Origin of the sequence: Mucilaginibacter sp., from assembly GCF_039921305.1 — a bacterium.
Lineage (GTDB): Bacteria > Bacteroidota > Bacteroidia > Sphingobacteriales > Sphingobacteriaceae > Mucilaginibacter.
Window position 1 is genome coordinate 102,632 of sequence record NZ_JBDSCA010000072.1, and the last position, 17,472, is coordinate 120,103.

The window sequence follows — 17,472 nt, forward strand, 5'->3', positions numbered from 1 at the left end:
AAATGAGTACTCATTTATTTAAATATTAAATTTTTTTACGGTTTAAGGGCTTTCAAAACTAAGCTTAAGGCCTGCTTCATTACCTGATCAGTTAAAGCGAAGGCATTGTTTACATAGCTTTGCCCTTGTGTATGAAATTTAACTAACTGATAAAGCGGCGAAAAAGCAAGCGCCCAATACACCTCAAAAGGCAGTTTAATTAATTGACCGTTCTGCTGTGCGTTATCTTTAAATTCGTTCATTATAGCACCAAAGTCGCGCTTCATCATGAAGGTAACTTGTTCATAAAAAATGGTATAACGCATAATTTCTAAAAACTCCATATCAATGGGGTGCTTTAAAAAATAAGCTAACCTATTCTTCCATTGGATCTCCAAACCTTTTTCAAAAGACATTTCCGGATTAAAATCCGTCAAGCTCTGATCCAGCATTTCTTTACCAACCTCTAAACAAAGCGTGGATATTAAATGCTCCTTATCCTTAAAGTAGATATAGATAGTAGCCGGAGAAACCCCCGCCGCTTTTGCCAGTTTATTCACACCGAAGCCTTGCAAGCCTTCCTTCACTATCATTTCGATAGCTTTTTGCTTGATGTTGTCTTCTTTAGCCGTGTCTTTAATCCGCATTACAATACAAATATAAGCGAGCGCTCATTCATTTTAAAATTTATTTGAAATTTTATTTTCCAAATGTCTCAATTAAAAATTACTGATAATAGCAAATATAAGCTACATCCGTATCACAGCTTACATCAAAAGATTCATTAGCTGTTATCGAAAACGATTGTTGCGGAAGATAAATAGCCCATTCACACTCAGGCAACTTAGCGCTCAATTCGCCGCTAATGATCACCATTTCTTCTGCTGATGATGTCCCAAAAGTATATTTGCCGGCTTTCATAACGCCAACTGTGGCTTTTCCTTTTTCAGTTAAAAGGCCAAGGCTTTGAACCATGCCTTCAAAATAGCTATTGTGCGATACCGGTGTTGTGTCTGTTGTGCTCATGTTCGTATTTATATTTTGGCAAATAAACATAATAGAAGGCATACCTCAAACTCCATTTGTTAATTGCTGCTTCCATAAAGCATATTCTGTCCTCATGCAATGCCCACATGGGCGATAATCATAATCAATCGCGTCCTTTTCAGATGAAAAAAACACCCGGTTTTCAGCCTTCATCTTCCTGCCCGATATGCAATCCAGCCTACCATATATCTTCAGCTTCCTATTCCCGCCAAAAACGATCTCCCCCTGATCTATTAAAAGCTTCAGCTGCCTTTTGATACCGAAAGACGTGCTACCCAATTCAAGATGTCTGATCATGTCTAACTCTCCTGGTTCAACTGCGCCGCTTCCCAACCTATCATAACCGCCTTACGTGTACTTCCCCAATGGTATTGTCCAAAGTCACCCGTAGATTTTATAATGCGGTGGCAAGGGATTAAAAAAGCTACCGGGTTAGCTCCAATTGCCGAACCAACCGCTCTCGAAGCGCCCAAATTATCAATGCTTTGCGCGATGTCTGCGTAACTGCTCAAATTTCCCATTGGTATTTTCAGCAGTGTTTCCCAAACTTTAAGTTGGAAGGGTGTTCCTTTCAAATGCAGCTTGATCTGGTTTAGCTTCGTCCAATCCTGCGTAAAAATATATAAGGCGTTTTGCTGTATCATATCCACAACCTGCTGATATTTAGCATTAGGGAACTGACCTTGCAGATCGGCAAAAGCCAACTGCTCATCATCGGCGAAAGCTATATAACAAATCCCCTTAGCCGTTGATGCTACGATCAGATTCCCGAATGGGCTTTCTGCAAAGCTGTAGTTAATATTCAGTTGCTCACCCCCGTTCTTATACTCGCCGGGTGTCATCCCTTCAATATTCATAAACAGATCGTGAAGGCGGCTCGTGCCGGATAGCCCGGTTTCAAAAGCGGCATCAAATAGCGTAACCTGTTTATCCTTTAATATAGTTTTAGCATACTCAACGCTTAGGTACTGCAGAAACTTCTTCGGACTAACGCCTGCCCATTCCTTAAACATCCGCTGAAAGTGAAACGGACTAATATGTACCTTTTCGGCAACTTCTTCTAATGTAGGCTGGCTTTTAAAATTGACCTTGATATAATCTATAGCCTGGGCAATCCTGCTGTAATCTGTTAAGTTTTGCGTTTCCATTTCCTTAAATTTGATATACAAAACTATAGCTAAAGACCACGGATAAGAACCCGAAACTTGCTCAGTTTACCGCTCCAGCTTCGCTACCCTTTTCGGTGTGTCTTTGCCTTCTACAATACTGCGTGAGCTTAACGCGATAGCCCTTATGGTTGATGTAATATTAGCCACATCAAGCGAAGCCACATCATCACCAACGCTGTGGTATAACTTATCGGTTGGTATCTGGTCTGTTGATATGCTATGCGCCGGAACACCCAAACGTGCCAGGGTTGCATTATCACTGCGGTAAAACAGGTTTTGCTCGGGGTACGGGTCCGGATAAAACTTAAAGGCTGTGCCAAGCAGGTTACGCTGTAGTATCGCTCCAAAGTCTGAGCGTTCGTACCCCGTAATAAAGGCCGAATTAGCTCCAAATTTTGAGGCCTTGCCAATCATTTCAATATTAAACATAGCCACAACGCTATCGGCATTTAACTGTTTCGAAAAGTATGATGCACCAAACCCGCCTATTTCCTCGGCGGTAAAGGCCACAAATATTAAGGTGCGCTCGTTTTTCTTTAACTTCTTATAATACTTAGCTAAAGCTATTACCGCCGTAGTTCCAGATGCATCATCGTCGGCCCCATTGGCAATGCTATCACTTTTTATTGGCGGTAAAATGCCCAGGTGATCATAATGCCCGCTAAAAATCACGTATTCCTTTTCTTTCGATTTACCCGGTAACATCCCTGCAATGTTGAACAACGGAGCCTGCTCTATTTTAGCCGTATACTCTACCGAAAACGTTTTAACATCAACATTATTAAAGGCTCCCAATACCAATACTATGTTTTGGTCCGCATTAGGTGATTGACTAATAACACCTTGCTTATACCGATATACTGAACTTTTAAACTGCTGTTTAAAACTGCTATCAACCAATATCAGCATCTTTTTACCTAATCTGGCATAGCCCCGGTAAGCCGATTGAAAATTCTTATCCGCTCCTATTTTAGCTACTTCAACATCACTATTGCTCGCCCAGTGTATCGCCGGCGCCCCTGATATAACCAAAGCGCTATCGGCAGCTATAACTTTGCCATTAATGGTAATCTCCGTTTTGAGCGGCAATATCTTTGCCATATTAAAATTTTGGCGAAAACTGCTATTGCCTGATAAAGGTACAAGGCCTATTTTCTTATATTCCTTTTCAATAAACTTTGCAGCCTTTTCAATACCTGGCGTACCCGTTGCCCTGCCAAGCATGTTATCGGCAGATAGGGTTTTAATTATCCGCTTAACATTTTTCTCTTTAATGTTCTTGTTTACATCTTGCGCCTTCATCTGCGTAAAAACACCCAGTAAGCAAGCAACAGCTATATATAGCTTCATAACTTATTTAATTTTAGAGGATAACCATTTTGCACGAAACTCTTGCTGTTCCTTGGTTAAAGCTTGTCCCGCGCTCTCAGCGGTAACTATTTCCAGCTGGGGGTTTTCTTCCAGCGTAACCTTCGCCTGGTGTATACCTGCGCGGTTCTCGTAATCTATCGTAATCACATCGCCAACTTTTTTATTGACTAAATAATCTGCCAGCGGTACAGAGCCATCAACATTTTTACCATCTATTTTTTTCAGAATATCGCCGGCATCAATCCCCGCTTTGTAAATTGGCGAGCCTATAATTGTACCAGCCGTAAGTATCACATTACCATCATGCAGTTTAGCGGTTAAAGCCCCCATCCACCCCTTACCAGCATTAGCTTTACGTAGTACATAACCACCTTTGGCCAACAAGGCTTCGTAGTTGTTTTTCTCTATTCCATAAATGTAATTCTTAAAAAAAGCGGCTGCAAATACCTTATTATTGGTCACCTTACCCAGCGCTTTTTCCAGATCATTTAAAGTATAGGGGATATAAGGTTTACCATAATCTAACCAAACCTGGCGCATATAATCATCAAGTGTCAAATTAAACTCGCCGCGCAAACGCAAATCCAGCGCCAAAGCCGTAGCGCCACCATAGTAATAATAACTGGTGAACATATTGGCTTTATTAGTTGGGTCTATCGATACACCGGCATCGGCAAACACCGCGTAATTGCTGTTTTGCACCGCCGAATATTTGATGCCTCCGGGTGTGTTCAACACGGCATTCACCAAACCACTCATGGTTTTACCATACTCATTTGCCGTATGGAAACCCGCTCTAACCAACAACAGCTCGCCATAGTATTGCGTAAAGCCTTCGGCAAACCAAAGTTCGCCACTCATATTGGCATGCTCAAAATTAAAGGGATCCAATGTTTTGGGACGGATGCGTTTCACGTTCCAGCTATGAAAATACTCGTGCGAAAACGTACTCAGCATCCTCACTTCATTGCCCTGGATTTGATCAAGTCCCGAAGTTATACAAGTAGAGTTACGGTGCTCCATACCGTCACCCGCATTGGTTGAATGAACATCCTGCAGAAAAGTGTATTCACCATAATCATAAACCGGCAACTCTCCAAAAACGGCTCTTTCTTCCAAAACAACCTTTTGCACCATCTTACCAAAATTATCTACAACAGGCTGCGCATCTGCCGAGTGTGTACTCAACCGGATAGTTTGTTCCTTTTTATCAGCACCTGCAACCGTCCAGCTTGTTTCTTTATAAGCTGATAATTCAGCAGGACTATCCATTAAGTACTGCAAGCTGGGTGCACTGTAAACACTTACACCATCATGCTTTAACTGTGTCGCTACCTTCCAGCCATATTTATCCAGATCATTAAACTGAACCTTAACAGCTCGCTTTTCTAAACCTATTGCCCACATAAAAGTAGCTGGCATGTTTAAATGCGCATGGCTCTCATCAATGCCAGAGTATGTTCCGTCAACGTAATCGGCATACAGGGTATAGCTTATTTTAAACGCCGGCTCCTGATTGTTTATCTCATAAACATCGCCTTCCAACTGTTTCATGGCTAACTCCTTATTATCAATAGTTAAAGCCTTTACATTATATATGTTTTTACCAAACTCATGCGTAGCATACCGGCCTGCTGATGAACGGCTCATCCGCACCCTGACGTTACCGCTTGGCGCCTCCGGAATGGTCATGGTTATTTCAGCTTCGTGATGCGACGCGTTGGGGAACGATATCGCGTAAAAAATTGGCTTTTGAGCAAAAGCACTAACGCTAACAAACAAGCTAAGTAAAACGAGGTTCAGTTTTTTCATTGTATAAAATTCAAAAAGTTGAAATTAGCAAAAAGACCACCATCCCGCAAAACCGGGTAAGGCCTTAAATACTCTCGGCAATAAAAATAAAAGGCTCTTTAAATTGGAGGGTAAAAAAGCCATCGCTGATGGTTTGGTATTGGCTTTCGCCGATGGGTTCAAGCCCGGTAGAGGTCATGTCGCTAACATTGCTCATTACAGCTATCACATCCCCCGCAGGCTTCCATTTGGCAAAACCGGTGGTCACAGGGTATATCTTCTTCCCGGCATTAAATATCACAATATTGATCTGGCTCGCATACGGCAAATAATCACCCAACACCAGATCGTCCGTAACCACATTAACGGCAGGGTAACCATTATCCGTCAGGTACTTCAAAGCAGCCTCGGTAACAGTTTCACCTTTATGGGATACATACTTAATATCCGACTGCAATTCAACCTCCCCATCTCCCACCACAACATCAAACTTAACCCCAAAGGCATTCAATTGTTCAGCAGTATCTGCCGTAACCATCAACGTTGGGCTCCATTCCAATAACTGCCCCAACCAATCATCCTCAAAATTATTCAGCCCTAAAACCAACAAGGCCGGCTCCTGCTTTTCGCGAATAATATGATGAGATGACATTGACTTAGATTTGAGTATTAAGATGTAGGATTTGAGATAATAACTTCGATAACCACATAAACTAACAGGGGGATTAAGGGGGATTCTTAAACATTCATTCTTAAATACTGACTCTATTATTCCTCAAAGGGGGGATAAAGTAGGTTTTTTCGCCTCTCTATATTCTCTGTTCATTCAATCATTCAGACATTCAGACATTCAATCCCTGTCTGCCGACAGGCAGGCTTCGATCATTAATAAACAGGGGGAATAAGGGGGTATTTTTAATGTCTTGATTCTTGTACCCTTATTCTTGATTCTCTTCTATGCAATATACAAAAAAACTACCATTTACTCAAATTGGCTCTTGGTTTTAAACCCATTCGCCTTCAAATATTCATCCTTTTTAACCAGGTTTAAATCGCCAGCCATCATATCCTCAACCAAAGCTTGCAGATCATATTTAGGCTCCCAACCCAGTTTAGTTTTAGCTTTAGTAGGGTCGCCTATCAAAAGCTCAACTTCCGTTGGCCTAAAATATTTCTCGTCAACCCTAACTATCGTTTGGCCAAAACGTAAAGTATCAGGCTTTAATCCTAATGATAGCATTTTCTCCTCATCCATATCAATCACCACACCTTTCTCGTTGGCGTCCTTCCCGCTAAATTCAATCTCAATACCTACCTCTAAAAATGCCATGCGCACAAACTCGCGCACAGTGGTAGTAACACCAGTAGCAATTACAAAATCTTCGGGTTCATCTTGTTGCAGCATCAACCACATGGCCTCAATATAATCTTTAGCATGGCCCCAATCCCGCTGTGCCGATAGGTTTCCCAGGTACAAACAATCTTGCAAACCCAAAACTATTTTTGATGCGGCACGGGTAATTTTACGGGTTACAAAAGTTTCGCCGCGTATGGGGCTTTCATGGTTAAACAATATCCCGTTACAGGCATACATACCATACGCCTCACGATAATTTACAATGATCCAGTATCCATACATTTTAGCCACCGCGTAGGGCGATCGTGGATAAAACGGGGTAGTTTCGCTCTGCGGAACCGCCTGCACCAAACCATAAAGCTCAGATGTTGATGCCTGGTATATTCTCGTTTTCTTCTCCATCCCCAGCAAGCGTACAGCTTCCAATATCCGCAACACGCCAATCCCATCCGCGTTAGCGGTATACTCAGGCGTATCAAAACTTACTTTAACATGGCTCATAGCGGCCAGGTTATAGATCTCGTCTGGCTGCGTTTCCTGTATCAAACGGATCAGGTTGGTAGAGTCCGTCATATCTCCATAATGAAGTGTAAAATTCAAACCCGCCTCGTGCTGGTCATGGTATAAATGATCTATCCTATCCGTATTCAATAAGGACGAACGACGCTTAATACCATGCACCGCATATCCCTTGTTCAACAAAAACTCGGCTAAATAAGCGCCGTCTTGCCCGGTAATACCGGTTACCAATGCTGTTTTCATTTCAGATAGATTATTTTTTAAATTTGTTGCCCTCAATAGGAGTATCCTGTTATAGAAAAATAGTCGCTAAAAAATAAGCTCCGTAGGTGTTTCCTATTAAAAACCATCCACGGAGCTAAAAACTCATATATTACAACTTTCGGTCTTCCGGACTTCCCGACTCACTTAATGTTTCTTCTTCAGCAACTTCAGCAAATACTGGCCATAGCCACTCTTCACTAAAGGCACTGCAATGCTTTCTAACTGGGTGGCATCAATAAAGCCCATACGGTAAGCTATTTCTTCAATACAGCCTATCTTCATGCCCTGGCGCTCTTCAATAACCTGTACAAACTGCCCGGCCTGCATTAACGATGCAAAAGTACCAGTATCCAGCCATGCTGTTCCACGGCTTAAAATGCCAACCTTAAGCTTACCTTGTTGCAGGTAAACCTTATTCACATCCGTAATTTCATATTCACCACGCGGCGACATAGGGATATTCTTCGCTATCTCAACAACGCTATTATCATAAAAATATAAGCCCGGCACCGCGAAATCCGATTTAGGCTCAACCGGCTTCTCTTCTATCGAAATAGCCTTATTATTCTCATCAAACTCAACAACACCATACCTTTCCGGGTCCGATACCTGGTAGGCAAAAACCATCCCGCCATCAGGCTCATTGCTCACCTGCAGCAAGTGCGATAGGCCATCACCATAAAAAATATTATCACCCAATATCAACGCTACGCTTTCGCTTCCAATAAAATCGGCACCAATAACAAAGGCCTGTGCCAGTCCATTTGGTTCGGCTTGTACAGCATATTCAAACTTACAACCAAGCCGTGATCCATCGCCCAGTAATTTTTCAAAGTGCGGTAAATCATGCGGTGTTGATATGATAAGTATTTCCTTGATACCGGCAAGCATCAGTACAGATAACGGATAATAGATCATCGGTTTATCGTAAACCGGCATCAATTGTTTGCTAACCGCTAACGTTAAGGGGTGTAACCTCGTTCCCGATCCCCCGGCAAGTATAATTCCTTTCAATGTATTTCTGTATTTATAGTAAAAACCTACACAATAATATCAATAAATAATTTGTAGTGCTATGGAAAGGTGAAAAAAGTGAATGGAGAGAAATATCGAATGATGAATATTGAATATCCACGATTCCAAATACACATCAAAAAATTTTCAAATATTGAACGATGAATCAACGATCACAATATTCCATCATTCGAAATTCAATATTCAAACAGCAAACATGCCAATCAAAAACTCCCCCTTCAGGGGGCTGGGGGGCTCGCCACCTGGTTCTCCAGCTCGGCATACCATTCCTCACCGTACTTACGGATCAGCGGTCCCTTCAAAAATTCGTGCACTCTAACCTTCAACTCATCGCCAAAACTGCAGGCAGGGCTGCAAATGCTCCAGCGGTCGTAATTCAACACATCAAATTCAGGATAAGCCGTTACCCGGATAGGGTACATATGGCATGATATTGGTTTTTGCCAAGCAACCGCGCCCTCTTCCCAGGCCTTTTCAATGGCGCATTTGGTAATGCCGCCTTCCCATATCACGTAAGCGCATTCTTTGTTGGTATCAACACAAGGGGTAGTATAATCACCTTCAAAATCAACCACATGGGTGCCAACAGCTTCAATGGTAGCAATGCCTTTGGCCGTCATATACGGTTTTACTTTGGGGTATATCTCTTTTAAAATATCAAGCTCTGCGGCTTCAAGCGGGGCTCCGCTATCGCCTTCAAGGCAGCATGCGCCTTTGCACTTATTCAGGTTACACACAAAGTTCTCTCTCACCACATCTTCGTGCACCAGTGTGCTTTGTACTTCAATCATCTATTAGGTATCTACTATTACTTGTTATTAAGCGGGTATCTTAAGCCTTTAGCCTCGGTTAGGTCCATTGTCAGGCTGCCAACAATAACTTCAACCTGCGCCTTTACAGGGATACGGTTCTTATCGTCAGTTATCCAAAGGTAAAACTTACTATCCTTTCTAAAAATATTTCCGGGGATGATCTCCGGATTAAATTTCAAACAGTTAAACTTCCCCATCGAACACTCCACCGTTTCCTTACCCACATAAGTTATGGTGAGCGATTGTACTTTATCCTCTAAAAAATATTTAAATACCAGCTTATCGCCCACCTTAACCTTGCTCATATCCAAACAACGGGCATAAAAATAAGCCGAGGGAAAATCAAATATTTTCCCCTTAAACGGGAAAACGCCTTTGGTAGCCGTTATCTTACCGCTATCATGGTCAAAAATAATATCGTCGCTGTGTCTGTATTTGCCTTCCCGGCGATTTTCTTTATAGCGATAAGGTAATAACGTACCGCAATCAATGTACGATTCGTATACATTCCTTACCTTATAAAAAACATCAAACGTGCCTGTAGTTTTGCCATTGGCTACAATATGATAGGCGGGCTTGTTGTTAAACTTAATATCGCTGTTGCTAACTTGCAAATCGGCTTCGGCAGCGGTAAAAAACCCGTACTTCAATTTATAGTGCAAATGCTCCCCCGGCTGAAAGGCAGGCAGCGCATCCTTAGGTAATTCCTGCGAATACCCCCTCAAACTGATAAGTGCAACTAAGAAAACCAAATTAAAAAATCTCATACAGCACTTATTACAAAAAAGCAATATAAATTGTTTAGTCCTTCCGCTTATATATTGGCACCGTCGAACATGGCTCTCCATACATCAGGCTCTTCACCACCGGTGTTAAGCGCCTGGCCAACTCCACATACGCCGATTCGGGTACCGCGACATCACCACAACCCTTGATCACAATCCGCTGGTCGCGGTATTGCTCAAGGTTCAGGTTGTTTAACGCCTTTTCAAACAAAATAGTTTCCAATACCTTCAAATCTCCAAAAACAACTTCGCGGGCATAGGGTGCTAACCGGTTGGCCAAAAGCATATAGGCCCAGGTAGGTACAATGGCATCTTCGCTGCAAAATAACGCAACGTTCTTATCCTGATACTGTGTCCAGTCATGCCCTTTCACAAACTCCCTGAAATCCTTTTCGCGTAGCATCAAACCCATAAACAGGTTATCTTTAATATCGTAAGCCACACGCTCGCCCGGCGGGTAAAAGATCGCCGGGTCAAGGCTCACCAAACCGCTTTGGGCTACCTTATTTACTATATCTGTCTGGATATCCATCTTATTATTAAACAAAAAATCCGGGAAAGGTTTAATCACCAATCCCGGATACAAAATTACTTAATATATTGGTTACAATACCTTTGCTCTGTAATCTTTGACATTCGCCTTATCTTTCAGCGCTTCTAAAATAGCGCTTTCCGATTTTTGCATCAACATCTGGCTCATCTGATCTTTCTGACGGGCAATATCCGCAGGGGCTGTAGAGCTGGTAAAACCTTCCACAACAAACGCGTAAACACCTTTATCGCCTTCAATAGCTTTCGATAGTTTATTTACCGGCGAACCAAACATGGCGCCAACCAATTTATTCTCTTGTGATGAACCTGGTACAACCGGGTTAGCAAAAACAACGTTTTGTACCGGGGTAACCTGTGTGTTCAACTTTTGGGCAACCTGCTCAATGGTATTTGCACCATTTAGCGCGCTTTCCAATTTAGGTGTTAACTGTTTTGCTTTCGCGATGTTCATCACCTGGGCTTGTATTTGTTTTTTAACAACATCTAAAGGCAATATACCCTTAGGTTTAATTTGTATTAAACGCGCAATTACATATTCATTTCCTGGTTCATAAACCTGGTCGGTAAAGTCACCTTTATCAGCCTTAAATGCCCAGCGTACCAAATCGCGGATGTTATCTAAACCACCACCAGCCGAAGCTAATCCGTCAACATCATCGGCATTCTTTTTAACCAAGCCATCTTTTTTAGCCAGGTCATCAAAGTTATCTTTAGTCAGGTTACCCAAAAATGCTTGTGCTTTTGAGTAAGCTGCCGATTTTGTTTTGCTGCTTGCCTCCAATGGTTTATCAACCACGGCAACCTTAACCACTTTTGACGACCCTTTTTGATCTTCTATCTCAACTAAGTGAACACCGTATTGAGAAGTCACAATTTTGATCTCGCCTTTACTTCCGTTAAATACCGCCTCTTCAAACGCAGGTACCATTTGGCCACGCGCAAAAGTACCCAAGTCGCCACCTTTTGCTGCCGATTGTTTATCAATAGAGTTTAATGGCGCTAATTCTGCCCAGGTTTTTTTACCGCTTTGGATCAGTTTCTTCAACGAATCTGCCTTAGCCAAAGTTTTAGGTAAGCCACCTTCTGCTTGCGGGCTTAACAAAATATGACGCGCCTTAACCGAATCAGGGCTAAAACGTGAATCAACAAGCTTTGCCAGTTTGTAAGAACCGCCCGAGAAATACGGACCATATACAAAACCTTTTGATGCACCTAACATGATAGAATCAATTTTAGGATCCAGCTGACCTTTCTTTTGATAAGTAAAAGGCGCTTTAGTTTCGGCATTTACCGCAACAAATAACGAGTCATCAGTGCTTGCCTTAAAATCAGGAAGGATCTTAGCAACCTGCTCCTTTACCGCTGCCGAATCTTCTTTTGATGGTGATGCGTCAAACGCAACGTACTCAAAGCTTCTTAGCTCTTCAGGGTTTTTAAACTGGTTTTTGTGATCTTCGTAATAGCTCTTATAATCATCATCGGTTAAAGTAACCTTGGCATCAGGTATTGATGCATAATCAAGGCCTACGTATTTAAAGTTAACCAATTTATTTTTTGCCGTGTAATCATCCTGCGCATCTAAACTGTTTACATACAAGCCATTTTTAACAATAGCCAGGTATTTTTCAGCTTTTCTACTTTCAATCATCTGGGTAACAAAGTTGCTCCAGGTGTTTTTGATCGGATCGTCACTCTTGGCAACTCTCAGCTTACCTAAAAATTCATTCAGGGCAGCTCTGTCCAACTGGCCGGTTTGCTGGTTAGCAAAGTTTTGTAATATCATTTGGTTAGGCGTAGGGCCGCTAATCATGTCTTGTGTTTCATCAACACCTACAACCACACCTAACTTATCAATTTCCCTTTCCAGTATAACGCGTGTTATCTCCTGGTTCCAGGTATTTTTTTGTATAGCGCTCACAATTTGCGGGTCAACACTCGCCTGACCAGAGCGTTGCTTAAAGTTAGCCAGGTTTTGGTCAACCTTTTTGTCATAGTCGTCCTTCTTTATTTTCTGGCCATCAACCTCGCCAACATCATTGGCCGACCCATTAAAATACGATTTACCATACTGAACAACCTCGGTTATGATAAATAAACTAAGCGCAACACCAATAGTTATAGCAACTATCTTTCCAAACCGTTCGCGCAAAAACCCCATTATACCCATACAATATCTATATTTTAATTATTCAAAAGAGCGCGCAAGATACAACTTTTGATAAAAATTTATAATACAATTTTTATCTCTCTAAATCAGCCTCTTATTCCGCTAAATTTCCGCTGGTTATAAGCTTTCCCTTGCCATGGTCAAAATGGTATTGGGTAAAGGTTTCATTGCTTGTAAAACCAGTTCCATCCAGCACGGTCCCGTCCACCTTAGTTAACAAACAGTCTACCTTGCTATAAATTATTTTCTTTACCGAATCGTAAAACAACTGCTGCGTTTTAAAAACATCACCGGCTGTATTGGTAACCACCACATTTTTACGCAGCTCTACCAGTTTATCATCATTACTGGTAATGGAGTAATCGGCTACAACAGTAAATATAATATGCTTATCAGCGTTAAAATTTTTAGCGCTCAAATTCATTTTATCATCATAAAAAATGATCTTTACCCCTTTGGGCATCTCGTAGTAAGGCTTTGCTACGGTATGGCGCAACATTAAAGGCGTTAAAATACGCGACTTTACCTTTGCCGAATCGCTGTAAATAACATCAACACCTTTGGTGGTATCAACAGGCTTATTTACCTCCTGAGCCGATATTTGCTGAACCTTTTTTAAATCGTTTTCGCAGGCGAGCAGTAGCATGGCCATCAACAATGCCGGCAAAAATATCCCGGTTAACCATTTTACCTGCTTCATACCGCAAATTTAATCAAACTTGTACTTCTGGAACCATTTATCGTTAATGGTGAACCCGATGTGGAAGTTATAAAAGTTTTCGCGTACTAAACTATTTTCAAGCGTACCCCTGCGGCCTATCTCGGCAGATATGTTGACCTTATAAAAACTGGTACGGCGTTCGTTAGGTATTGGCAAGCCCAAACCAAATGTAGCGGCATATTGTTTAATATCGGTTGCGTTGGTATTGATATACGTTTTATCGTATTTTAAACCGAAACGGTAATCGCACACGGCTAAATAGCTTGATATCGCATCAATGTTAGGGGTAATTTGCCCGCCAATAGCAAAGCTTTGGCTGTTTTGTAAACCGGCATTAACACCTAAAATTGATAGATCGCTCCACTGGCCCATTTTAAAATCGGCGCCTATCATGTATTTACCATCTTTTTGGTAAGAAATACCAAAGCGGTGTATCATAGGCAAATTAATTTTACCCGATGTACTGGTGCTGATGATACTATCACGCGGCAGATCGGGCACGCCATCGCTGGTTAACAGGTACTGGCTCACAATAAATTTTTGCGTGGCATTAAGCGATGAACTTGACGAGCCGGAGTAACCAATGGTAAAACGTCTTGTTTCGCTAACTTTAATATTATACTGGGCGCCAAAATCAAAATTTAAACCTCCGGCGCTAAAACTGTTTTCAATGTTGGTATTCAACGTGGTACCCATGTCTGGGAATTCGGTTGCGCGGTTTTGTAACTCATTACCAAAAATATAACCTACATTAAAACCCAGGTTCAGGTTTTCGCCAAGGCCAAAGCCATAACCAATATAAGCTTTTGATAAACCACCTTCGCCAGAGTAGGTGTTATTTACAGTAACACTGGTATCGGTACCTCCGGTTGCTGCCCTGTTAAGTGGTGTTTTACTTTGCTGCCTGTAGCTATAACCTAAATTGGCATAAGGCAATATACCAAAACTCAAAGCCGAATGCTTGCTAACCGGAACCGCGAATGTAACATGGCTCAGCCTAAAGTTGGCGTTGGTTTGAGGGCTAATTGATGACGTACTCAACGAGCTAAAGCCCGCGTAAGCGCCAATATCAATAGTAGTTAATTGTATTGAACTGTACGATGCAGGGTTCAAAACGTTAATATCGTTAAAGCCACTTGGTTTACGTACCGCAACACCTATACCGCCCATAGCCCTTTGTTGTGGTAAAAGTGATTCCTCAAAATCGCCTATGCCAAATTTAGAATAAGGTGAACTTGTAGTAGCTGTAGTTTGCGCGAAAGCGCCAAATGCCGTAGCTGATAGTAAAAATATTATAAATAACTTAACGTACTTAATCATTCTGCTGTTGTATAACTGCGTTTAATCCACTCAGAACCAAATGCGGTTCAATTTTTATGTGAGGGGCAAAGATGCTATTTTTCAATAGAGTATCAAAAAAAATCGAATCGCCCCCGGTTAGTAAAATATTCATTGGTTTTTGGGCCTCAAAGTAACTTTCAATAAAGCCAGTCATTTCAAACCTGATCCCGTTTTGCACTCCCGACCGGATAGCGCTATCGGTATCATCGCCCGCTTTTGCATTAAATTGATCATCCGCGTTAAGCAAAGGCAAAGCAGAGGTATAATGGTTCAAAGCTTTATAACGCATTTGCAGGCCCGGCGATATACTGCCGCCAAAATAATTTCCGGCTTCGTCAACATGGTCATAAGTGATGCAACTACCGCCATCAATAACCATGTTTGCTTTAGCGGGATACAAAGCCTGCGCGCCAATAATGGCCGCCAGCCTGTCAAGCCCAAGGGTTTGTGGTGTACGATAATGGTTTTTTATTGATCTGGCCATATCTGCATTAAACTTAACCAGCGGAATGTGTTCACTTAAATACGGCTCCCAGGTTTCGGTATGTTGTTTTTTTACTGATGAGATAATGGCTTTATCAGGATTGTACCCGGCTAAAACCTCTTTTAAAACTACCTCATCAACAGTAGTATAACTTTCAATAAAGGCTAACTTATCAAAATCAAATACTGCAATTTTGATCAACGTATTACCAATATCGATTATCAAATTAGGCATTAGGCCTTCACAAACGATAATATAGATTCAAAAATGGCAAGCCCGTCCTCATTAGCCAATAAGCTATCGGCAGCACGCTCAGGGTGTGGCATCATACCAAACACATTACGGTTGGCATTACATACACCGGCTATATTTTCTATCGCTCCGTTCGGGTTAGCCTCGGCAGTAATATTACCACCCGCGTCGCAATAACGGAACAGCACCTGGTCGTTATCATTAATCGCTTTCAACACATCGGCATCAGCAAAAAAGTTACCCTCGCCATGCGCTATAGGTATTTTTAATGCCTTTGCGGGATCAACCAGTGATGTGATCAATGAGTTTGATGTTTGCGCTTTAAGGTAAATGTTATTACAGATAAACTTGCGGTTGTTGTTATGCAGCAATGCACCCGGTACCAAACCGGCTTCGGCCAGTATTTGGAAACCATTGCAGATACCAAATACATAACCACCCTTGGCAGCGAAGTTGATAACCTCCGTCATGATGGGCGAAAACCTGGCGATAGCTCCGGAGCGTAAATAATCGCCAAAGGAGAAGCCTCCGGGCAATACTACAAAGTCAACTCCTTGCAGGTCATGGTCTTTATGCCAAAGCTGTACAACCTGCTGACCCATTATTTTCTCCAATACATAAATGATATCCTGATCACAGTTGGAGCCGGGAAAAATTACTACGCCAAATTTCATGCTACAAAACTAACACAAGCGGGCACATTTGCACCAATTTTATAGTTAAAAATTGTTAAACTGAAAGATAATGATGCTGATTAGCAGTAAACAATACAGCGTTTCGTAAAACCAGCGAACGTTGGCGTACAAAAAGTAATAGGCAAACATAATGGATGCAGGCACCGCGCACAATATAAAATGGCTCAAATTAAAATTGGCCTTTACATAAAACGATACCAGCGAGATGAAGAATATAAACGCCAACGACTGGAACGATTTCCGCATTAGCACATAACTTTTAAAAAAATTTTGCCTTAATCTAAAAAACGCCAGCACCAATATTACAATTACCGGGATAATGATGAGGTAGTTATAATAATTTACGATCTCTATCCTGTTAGGAAAACTGCTGCCCAATGGTAGCCAGATCTTGTAAAACTGGTCTATCCTGTCGTTCCAGAAATAAAATACTGCCAGAAAAAAGAAAATGGTAATAAACCCAACCACCGCCGATACCCACTCGCGCCAGTTAAACGGACGAAAAATAACCAGCCCCGCCCATACCGTTAAAAACATATAGATGTATGGAAAATATATTAGCGTACCTATGGCCACTATCATCCCCAGATCGTAAGCTGTGGCTTTGGCATTCTCATCTGCATAAAGCTGCAACAGCTTATCCACCATCCAGATCAGCAAAAAATTACAGATCAGCGCAGGGCTCAGTATCAGGAATGGGATAAACAGCGATGATACCGTAATGTACATTAACGCTGGTAAAAAGGTAGCCTTACCCAGCAGGTTATAATGATTGATGATATGATTCACCCAAAGCGATTGACCCAGTATAAGCACCGCGGCTATCAATACATTATTTATCGGACTAAAAAAATTCTCGTAACTAACCGGGATAAGCAATCGGGCAAAAGGCTCAACTAAGGTAAAGGGGATATGATCGGGCAATTTAATAATAAAACCCACACGCAAACCAATTAAAACCAGGCCAAGCCAAAGTATATTAATAGGATTAAGCGTACGGAAAGCGTTGATCATCTAAAATGGAAACTATTTACAGCAATATTAACAGAAAATCAGCGAAGGGGGAAATAACAATTACCTAATCACATACTCTATGTCATCGAACAAGGTACAATTGAGCAACGCGGTATT

General features: G+C 41.7%; 18 protein-coding genes. All 18 read right to left on the bottom strand.

Features of this window, described 5'->3' with window-relative positions; all coding sequences use genetic code 11:
* Positions 1–35 precede the first annotated feature (35 nt).
* Entirely contained in the window at positions 36–626 is a 591-nt protein-coding gene (locus tag ABIN91_RS20620; RefSeq protein ID WP_348053451.1) for a TetR/AcrR family transcriptional regulator, read from the bottom strand.
* A 79-nt stretch (positions 627–705) separates the two neighbouring features.
* Positions 706–1,005, bottom strand: a complete 300-nt coding sequence (locus ABIN91_RS20625; RefSeq protein ID WP_348053452.1) for a pyrimidine/purine nucleoside phosphorylase — start codon at positions 1,003–1,005, stop codon at positions 706–708.
* A 45-nt stretch (positions 1,006–1,050) separates the two neighbouring features.
* The gene (locus ABIN91_RS20630; RefSeq protein WP_348053453.1) at positions 1,051–1,323 is read right to left on the bottom strand and encodes an Ada metal-binding domain-containing protein; all 273 of its coding nucleotides are present in this window, start codon (positions 1,321–1,323) and stop codon (positions 1,051–1,053) included.
* Positions 1,324–1,325: 2 nt separating this feature from the next.
* Positions 1,326–2,174: a methylated-DNA--[protein]-cysteine S-methyltransferase gene (locus ABIN91_RS20635; RefSeq protein ID WP_348053454.1), complete on the bottom strand. Its 849-nt coding sequence runs from the start codon at positions 2,172–2,174 to the stop codon at positions 1,326–1,328.
* A gap of 66 nt (positions 2,175–2,240) precedes the next feature.
* A complete protein-coding gene (locus ABIN91_RS20640; protein ID WP_348053455.1) occupies positions 2,241–3,545 on the bottom strand; it encodes a M20/M25/M40 family metallo-hydrolase in 1,305 nt (434 codons plus the stop codon).
* Positions 3,546–3,548: 3 nt separating this feature from the next.
* Positions 3,549–5,378 carry a M61 family peptidase gene (locus tag ABIN91_RS20645; protein ID WP_348053457.1) on the bottom strand — a complete coding sequence of 610 codons (1,830 nt, stop codon included), beginning with the start codon at positions 5,376–5,378 and terminating at the stop codon, positions 3,549–3,551.
* A 64-nt stretch (positions 5,379–5,442) separates the two neighbouring features.
* A complete protein-coding gene (locus ABIN91_RS20650) occupies positions 5,443–6,009 on the bottom strand; it encodes a thiamine pyrophosphokinase (protein WP_348053458.1) in 567 nt (188 codons plus the stop codon).
* A 330-nt stretch (positions 6,010–6,339) separates the two neighbouring features.
* Positions 6,340–7,476, bottom strand: a complete 1,137-nt coding sequence (gene gmd, locus ABIN91_RS20655; protein WP_348053459.1) for a GDP-mannose 4,6-dehydratase — start codon at positions 7,474–7,476, stop codon at positions 6,340–6,342.
* 165 nt (positions 7,477–7,641) lie between these two features.
* Positions 7,642–8,511 (bottom strand): glucose-1-phosphate thymidylyltransferase RfbA, encoded by an 870-nt coding sequence (rfbA, locus tag ABIN91_RS20660; protein ID WP_348053461.1) that lies wholly within the window; start codon positions 8,509–8,511, stop codon positions 7,642–7,644.
* Positions 8,512–8,750: 239 nt separating this feature from the next.
* The gene (locus ABIN91_RS20665) at positions 8,751–9,323 is read right to left on the bottom strand and encodes a DUF3109 family protein (RefSeq protein WP_348053462.1); all 573 of its coding nucleotides are present in this window, start codon (positions 9,321–9,323) and stop codon (positions 8,751–8,753) included.
* Between the two features lie 17 nt (positions 9,324–9,340).
* Positions 9,341–10,111: a DUF3108 domain-containing protein gene (locus ABIN91_RS20670; RefSeq protein WP_348053463.1), complete on the bottom strand. Its 771-nt coding sequence runs from the start codon at positions 10,109–10,111 to the stop codon at positions 9,341–9,343.
* 34 nt (positions 10,112–10,145) lie between these two features.
* Complete coding sequence (locus ABIN91_RS20675) at positions 10,146–10,661, bottom strand: DUF2480 family protein (protein ID WP_348053464.1); 516 nt, start codon at positions 10,659–10,661, stop codon at positions 10,146–10,148.
* A 72-nt stretch (positions 10,662–10,733) separates the two neighbouring features.
* Positions 10,734–12,848, bottom strand: coding sequence for a peptidylprolyl isomerase (locus ABIN91_RS20680; protein ID WP_348053465.1), 2,115 nt, complete (start codon positions 12,846–12,848; stop codon positions 10,734–10,736).
* A gap of 94 nt (positions 12,849–12,942) precedes the next feature.
* Complete coding sequence (lptC, locus tag ABIN91_RS20685; RefSeq protein WP_348053466.1) at positions 12,943–13,548, bottom strand: LPS export ABC transporter periplasmic protein LptC; 606 nt, start codon at positions 13,546–13,548, stop codon at positions 12,943–12,945.
* Positions 13,549–13,557: 9 nt separating this feature from the next.
* The gene (locus tag ABIN91_RS20690; protein WP_348053467.1) at positions 13,558–14,889 is read right to left on the bottom strand and encodes a hypothetical protein; all 1,332 of its coding nucleotides are present in this window, start codon (positions 14,887–14,889) and stop codon (positions 13,558–13,560) included.
* Positions 14,882–15,628 carry a type III pantothenate kinase gene (locus ABIN91_RS20695; protein WP_348053469.1) on the bottom strand — a complete coding sequence of 249 codons (747 nt, stop codon included), beginning with the start codon at positions 15,626–15,628 and terminating at the stop codon, positions 14,882–14,884. Before ABIN91_RS20695 ends, ABIN91_RS20690 begins: the two co-directional genes overlap by 8 nt.
* Complete coding sequence (purQ, locus tag ABIN91_RS20700) at positions 15,628–16,320, bottom strand: phosphoribosylformylglycinamidine synthase subunit PurQ (protein WP_348053471.1); 693 nt, start codon at positions 16,318–16,320, stop codon at positions 15,628–15,630. The genes ABIN91_RS20695 and purQ overlap by 1 nt, the downstream gene beginning before the upstream one ends.
* A gap of 45 nt (positions 16,321–16,365) precedes the next feature.
* Positions 16,366–17,355, bottom strand: a complete 990-nt coding sequence (locus ABIN91_RS20705; RefSeq protein WP_348053473.1) for a DUF6427 family protein — start codon at positions 17,353–17,355, stop codon at positions 16,366–16,368.
* Positions 17,356–17,472 lie beyond the last annotated feature (117 nt).

Coding starts and splice junctions, on each gene's coding strand:
- lptC (WP_348053466.1), bottom strand. CDS start 13,548: ATGAAGCAGGTAAAATGGTTAACCGGGATATTTTTGCCGGCATTGTTG.
- purQ (WP_348053471.1), bottom strand. CDS start 16,320: ATGAAATTTGGCGTAGTAATTTTTCCCGGCTCCAACTGTGATCAGGAT.
- ABIN91_RS20690 (WP_348053467.1), bottom strand. CDS start 14,889: ATGATTAAGTACGTTAAGTTATTTATAATATTTTTACTATCAGCTACG.
- ABIN91_RS20680 (WP_348053465.1), bottom strand. CDS start 12,848: ATGGGTATAATGGGGTTTTTGCGCGAACGGTTTGGAAAGATAGTTGCT.
- ABIN91_RS20635 (WP_348053454.1), bottom strand. CDS start 2,174: ATGGAAACGCAAAACTTAACAGATTACAGCAGGATTGCCCAGGCTATA.
- ABIN91_RS20620 (WP_348053451.1), bottom strand. CDS start 626: ATGCGGATTAAAGACACGGCTAAAGAAGACAACATCAAGCAAAAAGCT.
- gmd (WP_348053459.1), bottom strand. CDS start 7,476: ATGAAAACAGCATTGGTAACCGGTATTACCGGGCAAGACGGCGCTTAT.
- ABIN91_RS20645 (WP_348053457.1), bottom strand. CDS start 5,378: ATGAAAAAACTGAACCTCGTTTTACTTAGCTTGTTTGTTAGCGTTAGT.
- ABIN91_RS20640 (WP_348053455.1), bottom strand. CDS start 3,545: ATGAAGCTATATATAGCTGTTGCTTGCTTACTGGGTGTTTTTACGCAG.
- ABIN91_RS20705 (WP_348053473.1), bottom strand. CDS start 17,355: ATGATCAACGCTTTCCGTACGCTTAATCCTATTAATATACTTTGGCTT.
- ABIN91_RS20630 (WP_348053453.1), bottom strand. CDS start 1,323: ATGATCAGACATCTTGAATTGGGTAGCACGTCTTTCGGTATCAAAAGG.
- ABIN91_RS20695 (WP_348053469.1), bottom strand. CDS start 15,628: ATGCCTAATTTGATAATCGATATTGGTAATACGTTGATCAAAATTGCA.
- ABIN91_RS20665 (WP_348053462.1), bottom strand. CDS start 9,323: ATGATTGAAGTACAAAGCACACTGGTGCACGAAGATGTGGTGAGAGAG.
- ABIN91_RS20625 (WP_348053452.1), bottom strand. CDS start 1,005: ATGAGCACAACAGACACAACACCGGTATCGCACAATAGCTATTTTGAA.
- ABIN91_RS20670 (WP_348053463.1), bottom strand. CDS start 10,111: ATGAGATTTTTTAATTTGGTTTTCTTAGTTGCACTTATCAGTTTGAGG.
- ABIN91_RS20675 (WP_348053464.1), bottom strand. CDS start 10,661: ATGGATATCCAGACAGATATAGTAAATAAGGTAGCCCAAAGCGGTTTG.
- ABIN91_RS20650 (WP_348053458.1), bottom strand. CDS start 6,009: ATGTCATCTCATCATATTATTCGCGAAAAGCAGGAGCCGGCCTTGTTG.